Genomic DNA, 15,498 nt, shown 5'->3' with positions numbered 1-15,498 from the left:
CTGACCAGATGTCCCGCCAGGCACCGACGCTTGCACGGCTCGCCCGTGCCGGTTTCGACGACCTGTCGGCCTCCGCCGAGCGCCTCGGAGCGCTCGCGGAGGCGACGGCGCTCGACGAGGAGGTCCTGCTCGAGGCGTTCGCGCACGCGGCCGATCCCGATGAGGCGCTCATCGCGACCGATCGCCTGCTCGCCCGCGCACCGCAGGAGATCGCGTCGGTGCTCGAGCAGCCGTCGTCGGCCGAGCGGTTCGCCCGCCTGGTCGGGGCGTCGAGGGGCTTCGCCGACTTCCTGCTGCGGCATCCGGCCGAGCTCGCGCTCCTCCACGAGGTGCCGGCCCCGCCCTTCCGGGCCGACGAGGCGCGTGAGCTGATGCTCGGCGCGGTCGCCGAGGCGTGGAGCGCGCCCGGGGCATCCGTCGAGTCCGCGTCGACCGCGTTGCGCGTCCGGTACCGCAGCCTGCTCGCCCGCATCGCGGTGTACGACCTCACCCGCCTCGACGCCGTCGACGCGGTCGAGACCGTCGCCGCCGGCCTCGCCGACCTCGCGGGCGCGACGCTCGATGCCGCGCTGAGCGTCGCACGTCTCGCGAGTTCCCGCACCGAGGGCGCTCCGGCGGCCCCGGGGCGCTACCCAGAGGCCGAGGTCGCCGCGACGAGGCTGGCGATCATCGGCATGGGCAAGGCCGGGGCGCGGGAGCTCAACTATGTCAGCGACGTCGACGTCATCTACGTGGGGGAGTCCGCCGACGAAGACATCGTGTCCGACGCGCGCGCCCTCGAGATCGCGACCCGGCTCGCGATGATCCTCATGCGCGTCATCTCGGAGCCGGCCATCGAACCGCTCCTCTGGGAGGTCGACCCGAACCTCCGCCCCGAAGGGAAAGACGGCGCGCTGGTGCGCACGCTCGACTCGCACCTGCAGTACTACGACCGCTGGGCGAAGAGCTGGGAGTTCCAGGCCCTGCTGAAAGCGCGGCCGCTCGCGGGCGATGCCGAGCTCGGCGCCCGGTATGCAGCAGGGGTGGGGCCCAAGGTCTGGACCAGCTCGAGCCGCGAGGGCTTCGTCGAGTCGGTGCAGCGCATGCGCGAACGGGTGACGGAGTTCATCCCCGCCGACGAGGTGGCCCTCCAGGTCAAGCTCGGGCCCGGGGGACTCCGCGACATCGAGTTCACCGTGCAGTTGTTGCAGCTCGTCCACGGTGCGAGCGACGACGCCATCCATCAGAAGGGCACGCTTCCGGCGCTCGAAGCCCTCGCCGACAACGGCTACGTCGGGCGAGAGGAGGCCGCGGAGTTCTCACGCGACTACCGGCTGCTGAGAGTCCTCGAGCACCGTCTGCAACTCGAACGGCTCCGACGCACGCACCTGATGCCGCTCGACGCCGCCGGGAGGCGCCGCATCGCCCGTGCGTCCGGTCTCGCCCCCGACGCCGAACGGCTCGGGGAGGTCTGGCAGAGCGTGCGCCAGCGCGTGCGCGGTCTGCATGAACGCCTCTTCTACCGGCCGCTGCTCTCCGCGGTCGCCGCACTGCCGGCATCCGGTCTCGAGCTCACGAGCGCCCAGGCCGAGGCGAGGCTCGCGGCGATCGGGTTCCGCGACCCCCGTGGAGCGCTCGCGCACATCGGCGCGCTCACCGCCGGCGTCTCGCGGAGGGCGCAGATCCAGCGCAACCTCATGCCCGTCCTGATCTCCTGGTTCGCCGAGGGCACCGACCCCGACTTCGGCCTCCTCTCCTTCCGCAGGCTGAGCGACACGCTCGGCACGACGCACTGGTACCTGCGCCTGCTCCGCGACAGCTCCGACGCCGCGCTCAACCTCACGAGGGTGCTCTCCGGCTCGCGATACGCCGCCGTGCTCCTCGAACACAGCCCCGAGGCGGTCGCCTGGCTCGAAGACCTCGACGAGCTCCGCCCGCGCAGCATCGAGGCGCTCGAGGAGGAGGGCCGCGCCGTCCTGGCGAGGCACGCCGACGCCGAGGCCGCCGCGAAGATCTTCCGTGCCATCCGTCGTCGCGAGATCCTCCGACTCGCCCTCGCGGCGATCCTCGATGTCGTCACGGTCGAAGACCTCGGCAAGGCGCTCAGCGATGTGACCGAGAACCATATCGCGGCGTTGCTCGCGACCATCCGCCGGTCGGCGCCCGATGGCATCGAGTTCGCGGTCATCGGCATGGGCCGCTTCGGCGGGCGCGAACTCGGCATCAGCAGCGACGCCGACATCATCTACGTGTACCGCCCCGCCGACGAAGCGCCCGACGCCGCTCATTCCCAGGCCCTCCGCATCGTCGCCGAACTCGTGCGACTGAGCGAGGATGCCCGGCTCCCGTTCGAACTCGATGCCGATCTGCGCCCCGAGGGTCGCAACGGCGTCGTCGTGCGTTCGCTCGACGCCTACCGCGCCTACTACGCACGCTGGTCGCTCACCTGGGAGGCCCAGGCGCTGCTCCGGGCGCGCGGAGTGGCCGGCGACCGCGGGCTCATCGAGGACTTCACCCTCCTCGCCGACACGATCCGCTATCCCGAGCAGATCTCCGATCGCGACATCCGCGAGGTCAAGCGCATCAAGGCGCGCGTCGAGAACGAACGCCTCCCGCAGGGGGCCGACCCCACGCGCCACCTCAAGCTCGGGCGCGGCTCGCTCAGCGACGTCGAGTGGTTCGTGCAGCTCGAGCAGCTCGAGCATGCGGCCTCGGCGCCCGACCTGCGAACCACGTCGACGCTCGACGCCCTCGCCGCGTGCGTCGAGCACGGGTACATCGCGGAATCCGATGCCGAGACGTTGCGCATCGCCTGGCTGTTCGCCTCGCGCGCCCGCTCATCGCTCACGCTCTGGCTCCAGCGAACGACCGACGTGCTTCCCGTTGAACGCACCCAGCTCGAGGGCGTCGCACGCATCATGGGGTACCCGCCCGGCTCCGCCACGCAGCTCGAGCACGACTACCTCGGGGTCACGCGTCGCGCCCGTGCCGTCTTCGAGCGCGGGTTCTACGGTGAAGAAGAGCGTCGCGAACCGTCGACCCACTGAGACGCGTCCGTTGCTGCGGCGCCGGCTCTCGAGACGCGGAAGGGGCCCGCACCGCCGAAGCGATGCGGGCCCCTCCGGGAACGCAGGGAGTCCGGATCAGACGCCGTAGTACAGCTCGAACTCGAACGGGTGCGGACGCTGAGCCAGGGGCTTCAGCTCGCGCTCGCGCTTGTAGTCGATCCAAGTCTCGATGAGCTCCTTGGTGAACACGCCGCCCTCGAGGAGGAAGTCGTGGTCCGCCTCGAGCGCCTCGAGCGCCTCGCCGAGCGAGCCCGGGACCTGCGGGATCGCCTTCGCCTCCTCGGGGGGAAGCTCGTAGAGGTCCTTGTCGACGGGCTCGTGCGGCTCGATGCGGTTCTTGATGCCGTCGAGGCCGGCCATGAGCTGCGCGGCGAAGGCGAGGTACGGGTTGCCCGAGGCATCCGGCGCACGGAACTCGATGCGCTTGGCCTTCGGGTTGGTGCCCGTGATCGGGATGCGGATCGACGCGGAACGGTTGCCCGCCGAGTAGACCAGGTTCACGGGGGCCTCGAAGCCCGGCACGAGGCGGTGGTACGAGTTCACCGTCGGGTTCGTGAACGCGAGCACAGCGGGGGCGTGCTTCAGCAGGCCGCCGATGTACCAGCGAGCCAGGTCGGACAGGCCGCCGTAGCCGGCCTCGTCGTAGAAGAGGGGCTTGCCGTCGTTCCACAGCGACTGGTGGGTGTGCATGCCCGAACCGTTGTCGCCGAAGAGAGGCTTGGGCATGAACGTGGCGGACTTGCCCCACTGCTCGGCCGTGTTCTTGACGATGTACTTGAACTTCAGGATGTCGTCGGCCGCGTGCACCATGGTGTCGAAGCGGTAGTTGATCTCCTGCTGGCCGCCGGTGCCCACCTCGTGGTGCGAGCGCTCGAGCGTGAAGCCCGACTCGATCAGGTTCAGCGTGATGTCATCGCGCAGGTCGGCCGTCTTGTCGACGGGGGAGACCGGGAAGTAGCCGCCCTTGTACGGGGTCTTGTTGGCGAGGTTTCCGCCTTCTTCGGTGCGACCCGAGTTCCAGGCGCCCTCTTCGGAGTCGACCGAGTAGAAGCTCGAGTGCTGGTTGACCTCGTAGCGCACGTCGTCGAAGATGTAGAACTCGGCCTCGGGGGCGAAGAACGCGGTGTCGGCGATGCCGGTCGACGCGAGGTACTTCTCGGCCTTCTTGGCGACCTGACGCGGGTCCTTCGAATAGATCTCGCCGTTGCGCGGGTTGTAGATGTCGAACACCATGACCAGGGTGCGCGCGGTGCGGAACTGGTCGATGTACGCGGTGGTCACATCGGGGATGAGCTGCATGTCGGACTCGTGGATGTTCGCGAACCCGCGGATCGAGGAGCCGTCGAAGAGCTGCCCGACCGTGAAGAACTCCTCGTCGACGGTCGACGCCGGGATGTTGAAGTGCTGCTGCACGCCCGGGAGGTCGGTGAAGCGGATGTCGAGGAACTTGACATCCGTCTCCTTGATGAACTTGAGGACTTCAGAGGAATCACTGAACATGGGTTGGAATCTCCAAGGGGGCGAGTTGAACCGGCGAGGCCGGACGGACGTGCACAGCCATTGTCGACCGTACAGAGGGAGGGTTTCTCTACCGTGACGCGTTTGTTTCCGGCATGTTACGCAGGGGGCCGCCGGTAGAATCCATGGATGCCTGACTCTACACCGACGACGTTCGGACGACTCGAACCCAGCCGGTGGCCCGGGCAACGACTCGGCCTCCCCGACGAGGGGCGCGGCTCCGTCGGCCGCGTCGGACGCCGTTTCCTCGCGATCGCCGTCGACTGGGCGGCGGCGATCCTCATCGCCCTCGCGTTCGCCCCGTACAGCTCGACCCTGCACTCGTGGCTCACGCTCGGCATCTTCGTCCTCATGCAGATCGTCTTCATCCCGACGATCGGCGGCAGCGTCGGCCACCGCGTCGCGGGCCTGCGCATCGTGCCGATCAGCGGCGGATGGGTCGGGCTCTGGCGTCCGATCGTGCGCACGGTCCTGCTCGCGATCGTCGTGCCCGTGCTCGTCTGGGATTCCGACCAGCGCGGGTTCCACGACAAGATCGCCGGCACCGTCCTGATCCGGGCCTGAGTGCCGGGCCCTGCACGGCGCAACGGGCACGGCCGGTGCGGCGCGCGGCTGCGGCATCCGGATCACCGCGGCAGCCGCGTGACGCACCCATCGACGACGAAGCGGCATCCGATCTGATCGGATGCCGCTTCGTCGAGCTCGCCTGCGTCGGTGATCAGCGCATCTTGCCGCGCTGCGGGCGCGCCTTCATCGGGTCGATGCCCTTCGGGATCGGCAGCGAGTTCTGCAGCGAGTTGAGGCGGTTCGAGACCGCGAGGACCTCGGGCTTCGTGAGCGTGCGCTTGATCTTGCGCAGCGTGGCCGGAAGCCGGTGCAGTTCGATGGACCCTTCGTCGTCGCCGACGGAGATCAGCGTGACCGGGACGTTCGGGAGGATGCGCGCGACCTTGCGCTTCTCGTCGTCGAGCATGCGCTGCGTGCGCGAGAGGGGGCCTTCGCTGATGAGCGCGACGCCTCCGCGGCCGACGGAGCGGTAGATCGCGTCCTGCGTCTTGCCGTTGACGGCGACCGGCATCTCGTTGCCGATCCAACCTCCGCGGAGCCCGCTGCGGAGCACCGCGCCGACCGCACCGGGCTGGCCCTCGATCTGCGAGTACGCGGCCCGCTCGGCGCGACGACCGAGCACGATCATCGCGAGCAGCACGCCCGCGAGCACGCCCGCGATGATCCAGAGCGCGATGGTGAACCCGTTGCCCTCGCTGAGCCACAGTGCCAGGCCGAGGCCGACGATCACGGGTGCCAGGAACACCAGGAGCATCAACCACTGCGCCGTCGGATCGTAGCGACGGGTCATCTGGAAGACCTGCCACATCTGCTTCAGACGGCCGGGTTCCTTCGGAGCAGACGACGAGTCCTTGGTGCGTGCCATGGTGACAAGGATACCGGCGCGCGGAGCCGCCTCCGACCGTGTTCTCGTTGGGCGAAGGCGGCGAGCGGATGCCTCAGCCGACCGCCTGCGCGAAGCCCGTGGTCTCGTCGGCGAGATGGGCGAGCTGCGGCGGCAGTTCACGCCCCTTCGCGTGCATCGACCGCGCCCAGAGCCGACCTGCCCGGTACGACGAGCGCACGAGCGGGCCGGCGAGCACGCCGAGGAATCCGATCGACTCGGCCTCCTCTTTGAAGGCGACGAACTCCTCGGGCCTGACCCAGCGGTCCACCGGCAGGTGGCGGGGGCTCGGGCGCAGGTACTGCGTCACGGTGATGATGTCGGTTCCCGCATCGTGCAGGTCGTGCAGGGCCTGCGAGACCTCGGCGGGCTCCTCGCCCATGCCGAGGATGAGGTTCGACTTGGTGATGAGCCCCGCAGCCCGGGCCTGCGTGATCACGTCGAGCGAACGCTCGTATCGGAACGCGGGCCTGATGCGCTTGAAGATGCGCGGCACGGTCTCGACGTTGTGGGCGAACACCTCGGGGCGTGCCGAGAAGACCTCGCCGAGCAATTCGGGCTCGCCGTTGAAATCGGGTACGAGGATCTCGACGCCGGTGCCGGGGGACTGCTCGTGGATCTGCCGGATCGTCTCGGCGTAGAGCCATGCTCCGCCGTCGGGCAGGTCGTCGCGGGCGACGCCCGTGACGGTGGAGTAGCGCAGTTGCATGCGCACGACCGACTCTGCGACGCGACGGGGCTCGTCGACGTCGTAGTCGGCCGGCTTGCCCGTGTCGATCTGGCAGAAGTCGCAGCGCCTGGTGCACTGCGACCCTCCGATGAGGAAGGTCGCCTCGCGGTCCTCCCAGCATTCGTAGATGTTCGGGCAGCCCGCCTCCTGGCAGACCGTGTGCAGGTCCTCGCTCTTCACGAGGTGCTGCAACTGGCGGTACTCCGGCCCCATCTTGGCCCGGGTCTTGATCCACTCGGGCTTGCGTTCGATCGGCGTCTGGGCATTGCGGACTTCGAGGCGCAGCATCCGGCGCCCCTCTGCGGCGGCGCTCACGCGACGACCACGCCCTCGAACTCGGCACGCAACCCCGAGGTGACGGCCTCGATCACGTCGGCGGGTGTCGTCTCGACACCCGTCACCCGTGAGACGGTGGTGACGCCGGCGTCGCGGATGCCGCAGGCGACGATCTTGTCGTAGGGGTCGAGCGGGTTCGAGCAATTGAGCGCGAATCCGTGCATCGTGACGCCGTCGGCGACCCGGATGCCGATCGCGGCGATCTTCTCCTCGAGCCCGGGCGGGCCGACCCAGACGCCCGATCGTCCGTCGACCCGGACTCCTGCGATACCGAGTCCGGCGAGGACGTCGATGAGCACGGCCTCGATGCGACGCACGTAGGCGACGACGTCGACCGGCTCGGCGAGACGGATGATCGGGTACCCGATGAGCTGCCCCGGACCGTGCCAGGTGATCTTGCCGCCGCGATCGACGTCGATGACCGGGGTTCCGTCGGTCGGCCGCTCATCGGGCGCTGTGCGCTTGCCGGCGGTGTAGACGGAGGTGTGCTCCAGAAGGAGGACGGTGTCGGGGCGTTGGCCCCCGACGACCGCGCGATGGACGGCGCGCTGAAGGTCGAGACCCTCGAGATACGGCACGGAGTTGGCGCTTAGCCCCGCGACGACGAAGTCGAGCATGCTGCCCAGTCTAGGCAGTGGATGCCGCGGGTCGCCGCGATGGTCCGGCATCGCGTCGATCGACTCGTCCTCGACAGGGGCGCCCGCGGCCCGATCGATCCCATCGAGCTCGGAGCGCGGGGGCGACGGGCGACGCTGCGGGAACATGGCGGCATGAGACGACGCCAGCGACGATCGACCGATCCCGTGCCCGGTCGCCCGATCCAAGAGCCCTCGGCGAGCCCCGCGAGCCCCGAGCCCGGCACGGGCATCGCCGGGTATCGCGTGGTGCGACGCATCGCGTCCGGGCGGCGCGCCGACCTCTATCTCGCGGCCGCGACCCGCGAAGGACGCGTGCGAGGTGGGCAGGGCGCAGCCGACGGCATCGCGGTGGACGGGACGACGCTGGTCGTGCTGCGCGTCTACCGTGACGACGCCGCCGACGTGGCGATCGGCATCGAGTCCGAGGTGATGGACGACGTGCCCGGCGCCTCGCCGCCGGCGCTGATCGACGTGGCGACGGCCGACGACGGGAGCAGGATCCTCGTCGTCGAGCGCATCGCGGGAGCGAGCGTGGCCCAGTTGCTCACCGAGCGCACGCTCGAGCCGGGGGAGGCCGTCACGCTCATCGCGCCGATCGCCGCAGCGGTCGCACGGCTCGCCGACCGAGGCTTCGTGCACACGCGGCTCGCCCCGTCCGACGTCCGCCTCGATGAGAGCGGTCGCCCGCGCCTGCTCGGACTCGGCGCGGTCGAGCGGCTCCCGGCCGGCGGGGCGGATCGCACCGCGATGCGTCGGGAGGGCCTGGCCGCACTCGCCGGCTACGCCGAGGCGGTGATCACGGCGGTGCGACCGGGAGGTGTCTTCGACGACGCGCGGGCGTTGATGGCGGCAGCGCTCGCTCGGCGCCCGTTCGTCGCCTTCGAGCAGGAACTCGAGCGCGTCGTGTTCGCGTCGGCGACGCCGGCCGCCGTCGGCGGCGTCGCGCCCGCGCGCGTCCAGCGCACGCCGGCGCGTGTGCTTCCGCCGCAGGCGACCGTCGAACCGACCGGTCTCCCCGAGGGGTCCGTCGACCGTGCCCCGAACGTTCGCGGCACCCGCCTTCCGTCCGTCGCCGTCGGTCTCCTCGACGTCGCGGAAGTCCCGCCGCCCTTGATCGAGCGGGTGATGGACTCGGTCGAGGGTGATCGGCTCGCGGGAATCCGCGTTCGCCTTCGCAGCTGGGCGCTGAGGAGGCGGCGGCAGATCGTCGTCGCGGCGCTCGTCGGCGCGGCCGCGCTCGTGATGCTGCTCACGATGGTGCCGCCGGCGGATGCGCGATCGGGCGGCGACGTCGATGCGGCGCAATCGGCGACCGAGGACGCCGGTGCCCGGCAGGAGGCGTTCGACGAGGGCGGCGCGAAGGCTTCGCCCGACGCGAGCGCGCCGGAGCCGGTCGACCCGGGTGTGGCCGTGGTGGGAGACGATCCCGAGGCCGCGGCATCCGAGCTCCTCATGCGCAGAGCCGCCTGCTTCGCCGTGCTCGATCCGGAGTGCCTCGCCACCTACGTCCAGGCCGGCTCACCGATCGAGGAGTCCGATTGGCGGTTGCTGCTCGCGGCCAGAGACGGCGCACCGGGCATCGCCGACCTCGATGCCGATTCTGCGGCGGTCGTCGCCGAGATGGGCGCGGCGGTGCTCGTCGACGTGGAGGCCGAGGGTTCGGGCGCAGGGGTCTCGCTGCTCATCGTCCAGAGCGATGCCGGGTGGCGCCTGCGCGAGATCTTCACGGAAAAGACGGAGCTGCCCTAGACCGGGTGACGCGACGACGCGGTGGCCGCACGCGGAACGGAACCGGCCCCGCCCCTCGAGTGAGGAGCGGGGCCGGTTCGGCGTTCAGGCGCGGTCTCGGCTCAGATGCCGAGGTCTGCCTCGAAGTCGCCGGACTCGAGACGGTCCTTGACCGCGGTGAGGAAGCGGGCGGCATCTGCACCGTCGATGATGCGGTGGTCGTACGACAGGGCGAGGTAGACCATCGAGCGAACCGCGATCGCCTCGGTGCCGTCGACGTTCACGACCACCGGGCGCTTCACGACGATTCCGGTGCCGAGGATGGCCGACTGCGGGAGGAAGACGACCGGCGTGTCGAAGAGCGCGCCGCGCGAACCCGTGTTGGTCAACGTGAAGGTTCCGCCGGAGAGCTCGTCGGGCTTCAACTGGTTGTTGCGGGTGCGGTCCGCGAGATCGGCGATCTGCGCCGCGAGGCCCGCGATGTCGAGCTCGCCGGCGTTGCGGATGACGGGCGTGAGCAGGCCGCGCTCGGTGTCGACCGCGATGCTCACGTTCTCTTGAGCCGGGTAGACGATCGAGTCGCCGTCGACGGTGGAGTTGATGATCGGGTAGGCGCGGAGCGCCTCTGCGGTCGCCAGCGCGAAGAACGGGAGGAAGCTCAGCTTGTTGCCGGTCTTCTCGAGGAACGCGCCCTTCACCTTGTCGCGGAGACGAGCGACCTTGGTGACGTCGACCTCGACCACGGAGGTGAGCTGGGCGGTCGACTGCATCGAGACGACGGCGCGCTCGGCGACGACCTTGCGGAGCCGGGTCATCGGCACGGTGGTGCCTCGCAGGGGCGAGGTCTCGAGCTGTGTACGCGCGGGCGCGGCCTCAGCAGCCGGAGCGGACTGCGCGGAGATGACATCCTGCTTGCGGATGCGGCCGCCGACGCCGGTGCCGGTGATGCTCGCGAGATCGACGCCCTGGTCGTTGGCGAGCTTGCGGACGATCGGCGTCACGTAGCCCGGTGCGCCGGCGTGCGAGCCGCCGCTCGGAGCGGGTGCGGAGGGTGCTTCAGCGGCCGGCGCTGCCGGAGCGGGAGCGGCAGGCGCTGCGGCGGGAGCTTCCTGTGCGGGAGCGGCAGGCGCGGCGGGGGCTTCCTGTGCGGGAGCGGCAGGCGCTGCGGCGGGAGCTTCCTGTGCGGGAGCGGCAGGCGCGGCGGGGGCTTCCTGTGCGGGAGCGGCAGGAGCTTCCTGTGCGGGGGCGGCCGGCGCAGCGGCAGGAGCTTCCTGTGCGGGAGCCGCGGGCGCCTCGGCGGCCGGTGCTGCGGGTTCGGGCTGAGCGGGCGCGGCCGGTGCCGACTCGGGCGCCGGAGCGGCCTCGGCTGGTGCTTCGGGCGCCGGCGCGGCCTCGGCTGCGGGCGCCGCTTCAGCCGCGGGAGCGTCTTCGGCGGGTGCGGCCGAGCCGTCGCCGATCGTCACGAGGGCGGTGCCGACCTCGACGGTCTCGTCCTCTTGGACGAGGATCGTCTCGATGACACCCGCCACCGGCGACGGGATCTCGGTGTCGACCTTGTCGGTCGAGACCTCGAGCAGAGGCTCGTCGACCTCGACACGGTCGCCGACGTTCTTCAGCCAGCGGGTGACCGTGCCCTCTGTGACACTCTCACCGAGTGCCGGGAGGCTGACGGATTCGCTCATGCGCTTGTCTCCTTCACAGCGTTGGGACGCTATCTAGCTTATTGCAGTCGTATGGGATGAGTGGATCAGAGCGCGTGCAGGGGCTTGCCCGCGAGCTTGAGGAAGGCCTCGCCGAGCGCCTCGTTCTGCGTCGGGTGCGCGTGGAGGAACGGTGCGATGTCTTCGGGGTATGCCTCCCAGTTCACCGCGAGCTGCGCTTCGCCGATGAGCTCCCCGACGCGACCGCCGATCATGTGGACGCCGATGACCGGGCCGTCGTTGACGCGGACGACCTTGATCGAACCGCTCGTCTCGAGGATGTGGCTCTTGCCGTTGCCGGCGAGGTTGTACTCGTAGGAGGAGACCTGATCGGCCCCGAACTTCTCCGCGGCCTTCGCCTCGGTGTAGCCGATCGAGGCGATCTCGGGCTCGCAGTACGTGATCTTCGGGATGTTCACGTCTTCGACGACGATCGGGTTGAGGCCGGCGATCTCCTCGGCCACGAAGATGCCCTGCTGGAAGCCGCGGTGCGCGAGCTGCAGGCCGGGAACGATGTCGCCGACGGCGTAGAGGCCGGGAACGCCGGTCGCGAGCCGCTCATCGGTGATGACGAAGCCGCGGTCGACGGTGACGCCCGCCTCCTCGTAGCCGAGGCCCTGTGTGACGGGTCCGCGACCGACGGCGACGAGCAGGAGCTCGGCCTCGATGGTCTCGCCGTTCTCGAGCGTGACGACCACGCCGTCGTCGTGCTGGGCGACCGACTGGAAGCGCACGCCGATCTTGTAGTCGATGCCGCGCTTGCGGAAGGCTCGTTCGAGCTGCTTCGAGATCGACTCCTCCTCGTTGGGCACGAGGTGGGGGAGCGCCTCGATGACGGTGACCTCGGCGCCGAACGACTTCCAGACGCTCGCGAACTCGACGCCGATCACGCCGCCGCCGAGGATGGCGACCTTGCCGGGCACGAAGTCGAGTTCGAGCGCCTGCTCGCTGGTGATGACCCGGCCGCCGATCTCGAGGCCGGGAAGCGAGCGCGAGTACGAACCCGTCGCGAGGATCACGTTCTTGCCGACGATGCGCTGGTCGCCGACCTGGACGGCGTTCGGGGCGACGAGACGGCCCTCACCCTCGATGACGGTGATGCCTCGGGCCTTGATGAGTCCCTGCAGGCCCTTGTACTTGCTCGAGATGATGCCCTCGCGGTAGGCGGTGACCGCGGGGACGTCGATGCCCTCGAACGTCGCGCGAACGCCGAACTTCGCGGAGTCGCGGGCGTTCTCGGCGATCTCGGCCGCGTGGAGCAGCGCCTTCGTCGGGATGCATCCTCGGTGCAGGCAGGTGCCGCCGAGCTTGTCCTTCTCGATGAGGCCGACGGTGAAGCCGAGCTGGACGGCCCGCAGCGCCGCTGCATAGCCCCCGCTGCCGCCGCCGAGGATGACAATGTCGAAGTTCTGCTCGGACAACCGGAATCTCCCTTGCGCAACTGTTCTGCAGCACGAACCGCCTCGGGTGGGTCACCGTGAGCGGAGTGATGGGCGAGGATCTCGCCCCTAAGACCCTACTACTCCGTCGCGAGGTCCTCGCCCAGCGAGATGAGCGTCCGCACGGCCATCGCGGTGCCGCCCGGGCCGGTGAATCCCCATGGAGCGCCGCTGTTGAATCCGGGACCTGCGATGTCCAGGTGGGCCCATGCGATGCGCTCCTCGGAATCGGGACGCGAGCCGACGAACTCGCGGAGGAACACGCCCGCCACGAGCATGCCCGGGATGGTGGTGCCGAGCTTCGCGTTCGTGAGATCGGCGATGTCGGACTTCAGATACGACTTGAGGTCGTCGGGCAGCGGCATGGGCCAGAACGCCTCGTCCGCGGCATCCGCCGCCCTGCGCACGCGATCGACGAGCGCGTCCTGGCCCATGAGGCCGCCGATGCGGTGGCCGAGCGCGACCACCTGCGCGCCCGTGAGCGTCGCGACGTCGACGATCGCGTCGGGCTGCTCCTCGCTGGCGGCCACGAGCGCGTCGGCGAGGACGAGCCGGCCCTCCGCGTCGGTGTTGATGACCTCGACGGTCTTGCCGCCGCGCATGCGCAGCACGTCGTTCGGACGGATCGCCGTGCCGGAGGGCATGTTCTCGGCGAGGCAGAGCCAACCGGTGACGCGGACGGGCACCTCGAGCGCGGCGAGCGCGAGCATCGTGGAGAGCACGGTCGCGGCGCCGGCCATGTCGGACTTCATGCCGACCATCGAGCCGGCCGGCTTCAGCGAGAGCCCGCCGGTGTCGAAGGTGATGCCCTTGCCGACGAGCGCGAGGTGGGTGCTCGCCGTCTCGGGCGCGTACTCGAGGCGCACGAGGCGGGGTCCGCGCGCCGAACCCTGGCCGACGCCGAGGATGCCGCCGAACCCGTCGGACTCGAGCGCGTCCTCGTCCCAGACGGTGGACGTCACGCCGACCGCGTCGGCCGCGTCCACCGCGATCTCGGCGAAGCGGGCGGGGGAGAGGTCGGAGGGCGGCGTGTTGACGAGATCCTTCGTGCGTCGCGCGGCATCCGCCACCGCGCGGACGCGCTCGAGGCGGACCTCGGGCATCGAGCCGGCGGTCGGCGGGTGGATCGAGATGCGCGCGACGGCGCGTCGGGTCTCGGAACGGTACCCGGTGAACGCGTACGCGCCGAGCGCGGCGCCCTCGAGCATGGCCTCGGCGGCGTCCGCGTGGCCTGCGGGAACCGCGATCGCCACGTGGTCCTGTCCGGCGAGCCTGCGCAGGGCGCTGCCGAGTGCGAGGCGCATCGACGCGGCATCCGCTCGGGCGCCGAGGCCCGCGACCGCGATGACCGCGGGTCCCTCGGCCTGCGAGGGGATCCTGACCAGGTCGTCAAGACCTCCGGTGGCCCCGAGCGGGCCGAGCAGCGGCGAGACCCACTCGTAGCCGTCGACGTCGAGCAGCACCGGGCCGTCTTCGCCCGTCGTCGCGGTGAGGACGAGGACGTCGGCATCGGACGCCGTGGGCGCGTGATCGCTGAGGTGCAGTTCGGGGGTGCTCATGCAGCGAATGCTACGTGTTCGCTCTGAGCATCTCGTGCGCGGGCGCGATCCGGCGAGGTGCGCGCAGAGGCTCAGTAGGCTTGAGTCATGCGCGATCCACGTTCCCTGTACGAGTTGAGCTCCGAGGTCGAGGTGCCTCGCGGGCTGCCGCTCGTCGCCGGGCTCACCGGGTTCGCCGATGCGGGCGCCGCGGTCGCGCAGACGACCGACTACCTCCTCGCGACGCTCGAGAACGTGGTGGTCGCGACCTTCGACGCCGACGAACTGCTCGACTATCGCGCACGACGTCCCGTGATCCTCTTCGACGAGGACCACATCGCCGAGTACCGGCCGCCGCGGCTCATGCTCTCGCTCGCCCGCGACGAGATCGGGCAGCAGTTCCTGCTCCTCACCGGGTACGAGCCCGATTTCCAGTGGGAGCGGTTCGGCGCGGCGGTGCTGCAGTTGATCGACCGGCTCGGCGTCTCGTCGACGACCTGGATCAACGCGATTCCGATGCCGGTGCCGCACACGCGGCCGGTGAGCATGACCGTGAGCGGCAACCGCGGCGAGCTCGTCGAGGCCATGTCTGTCTGGCGGCCGACCACCGAGGCGCCCGCGAACGCGCTGCACCTGGTCGAGGTGCGCCTGCACGAGTCCGACCGGCCGGTCGCGGGGTTCGTCCTCCTCGTCCCGCATTACCTGAGCGACACCGAGTATCCCGCAGCGGCGGTGGCCGCGCTCGAAGCGGTCAGCAAGGCGACGGGTCGCATCTTCCCGACCGACAGCCTCCGCGATCAGAACCGCGACTTCGTGGCGCGCATCGACGAGCAGGTCGCCGACAACGCCGAGCTCGCCAAGCTCGTCGGCACGCTCGAGCAGCGGCACGACACCTACATGGAGGAGACGACGCTCCGCTCGCCGCTCACCGACGACGACGGCGACGTTCCGTCGGCCGACGAGATCGCCGCCGAGCTCGAGAAGTTCCTCGCCGTTCGTCGTCGGCACGACGACGAGTCGCCCCTCGGCAGCTGAGCGAGGGCGCTCGGCCGGGCACGGTGTCTGGCGGTGGAGCGCGGATGCCGCGTGCGCGCCGGACGCTCCGAGGGGAATGTCTGCGACGCTGCCGTCGTTGCACCATGCAGGTCGGCGGGCGCGTGCGGGTCGGGCACGGGCGACGCGCTGCCGGACGTGTACGGGAACGGTGCGCCGCGCCTGTATAATGGGGGAAGGACCCGTTCTGGTCCGCGTGCACGGTTTCGTGCGAGCACATCGCGGACTTGACATGGGTCCTCATAGTGTCCGAAAACGTTCGGGCCACCACGACCCGTACCCCTCCGGGGGCTGCGCCGTGCGATGTAGGAGAGGTTCACC

The 15,498-nt window shown here is 70.2% G+C and carries 11 protein-coding genes; 4 read left to right on the top strand and 7 right to left on the bottom strand.

Features of this window, described 5'->3' with window-relative positions; all coding sequences use genetic code 11:
* Positions 1-8: 8 nt before the first annotated feature.
* Positions 9-3,026 carry a bifunctional [glutamine synthetase] adenylyltransferase/[glutamine synthetase]-adenylyl-L-tyrosine phosphorylase gene (locus tag GQQ92_RS04380; RefSeq protein ID WP_156997962.1) on the top strand — a complete coding sequence of 1,006 codons (3,018 nt, stop codon included), beginning with the start codon at positions 9-11 and terminating at the stop codon, positions 3,024-3,026.
* 96 nt (positions 3,027-3,122) lie between these two features.
* On the opposite strand, the gene glnA is transcribed toward GQQ92_RS04380, so the two are convergent.
* Complete coding sequence (gene glnA / locus GQQ92_RS04375) at positions 3,123-4,547, bottom strand: type I glutamate--ammonia ligase (protein ID WP_156997961.1); 1,425 nt, start codon at positions 4,545-4,547, stop codon at positions 3,123-3,125.
* Positions 4,548-4,694: 147 nt separating this feature from the next.
* Between glnA and GQQ92_RS04370 the strand changes: the two genes are divergently transcribed.
* Positions 4,695-5,129 carry an RDD family protein gene (locus tag GQQ92_RS04370; RefSeq protein ID WP_156997960.1) on the top strand — a complete coding sequence of 145 codons (435 nt, stop codon included), beginning with the start codon at positions 4,695-4,697 and terminating at the stop codon, positions 5,127-5,129.
* A 154-nt stretch (positions 5,130-5,283) separates the two neighbouring features.
* Here the strand turns inward: GQQ92_RS04370 and GQQ92_RS04365 are convergent, their stop codons facing one another.
* The 3 genes from GQQ92_RS04365 to lipB all read right to left on the bottom strand — a co-directional run bounded on the left by GQQ92_RS04365 (position 5,284) and on the right by lipB (position 7,698).
* Entirely contained in the window at positions 5,284-5,997 is a 714-nt protein-coding gene (locus tag GQQ92_RS04365) for a DUF4191 domain-containing protein (RefSeq protein ID WP_156997959.1), read from the bottom strand.
* Positions 5,998-6,070: 73 nt separating this feature from the next.
* Positions 6,071-7,060: a lipoyl synthase gene (lipA, locus tag GQQ92_RS04360; RefSeq protein ID WP_197738059.1), complete on the bottom strand. Its 990-nt coding sequence runs from the start codon at positions 7,058-7,060 to the stop codon at positions 6,071-6,073.
* Complete coding sequence (lipB, locus tag GQQ92_RS04355) at positions 7,057-7,698, bottom strand: lipoyl(octanoyl) transferase LipB (protein WP_156997957.1); 642 nt, start codon at positions 7,696-7,698, stop codon at positions 7,057-7,059. Before lipB ends, lipA begins: the two co-directional genes overlap by 4 nt.
* A gap of 153 nt (positions 7,699-7,851) precedes the next feature.
* Between lipB and GQQ92_RS04350 the strand changes: the two genes are divergently transcribed.
* Entirely contained in the window at positions 7,852-9,468 is a 1,617-nt protein-coding gene (locus tag GQQ92_RS04350; protein ID WP_156997956.1) for a serine/threonine-protein kinase, read from the top strand.
* A 101-nt stretch (positions 9,469-9,569) separates the two neighbouring features.
* On the opposite strand, the gene sucB is transcribed toward GQQ92_RS04350, so the two are convergent.
* From sucB to GQQ92_RS04335, 3 genes are all read right to left on the bottom strand, one after another.
* The gene (gene sucB / locus GQQ92_RS04345) at positions 9,570-11,129 is read right to left on the bottom strand and encodes a 2-oxoglutarate dehydrogenase, E2 component, dihydrolipoamide succinyltransferase (protein WP_156997955.1); all 1,560 of its coding nucleotides are present in this window, start codon (positions 11,127-11,129) and stop codon (positions 9,570-9,572) included.
* Between the two features lie 65 nt (positions 11,130-11,194).
* Positions 11,195-12,568 (bottom strand): dihydrolipoyl dehydrogenase, encoded by a 1,374-nt coding sequence (gene lpdA / locus GQQ92_RS04340; RefSeq protein ID WP_156997954.1) that lies wholly within the window; start codon positions 12,566-12,568, stop codon positions 11,195-11,197.
* A gap of 98 nt (positions 12,569-12,666) precedes the next feature.
* Complete coding sequence (locus GQQ92_RS04335) at positions 12,667-14,145, bottom strand: leucyl aminopeptidase (protein ID WP_156997953.1); 1,479 nt, start codon at positions 14,143-14,145, stop codon at positions 12,667-12,669.
* An 87-nt stretch (positions 14,146-14,232) separates the two neighbouring features.
* Between GQQ92_RS04335 and GQQ92_RS04330 the strand changes: the two genes are divergently transcribed.
* Positions 14,233-15,159, top strand: a complete 927-nt coding sequence (locus tag GQQ92_RS04330; RefSeq protein ID WP_156997952.1) for a proteasome assembly chaperone family protein — start codon at positions 14,233-14,235, stop codon at positions 15,157-15,159.
* The last annotated feature ends 339 nt before the right edge of the window (positions 15,160-15,498 follow it).

Source organism: Agromyces terreus (assembly GCF_009749465.1).
GTDB lineage: Bacteria > Actinomycetota > Actinomycetes > Actinomycetales > Microbacteriaceae > Agromyces > Agromyces terreus.
The sequence above is the reverse complement of the archived record's forward strand: the minus strand, read 5'-3'. Positions and strand labels throughout refer to the sequence as shown.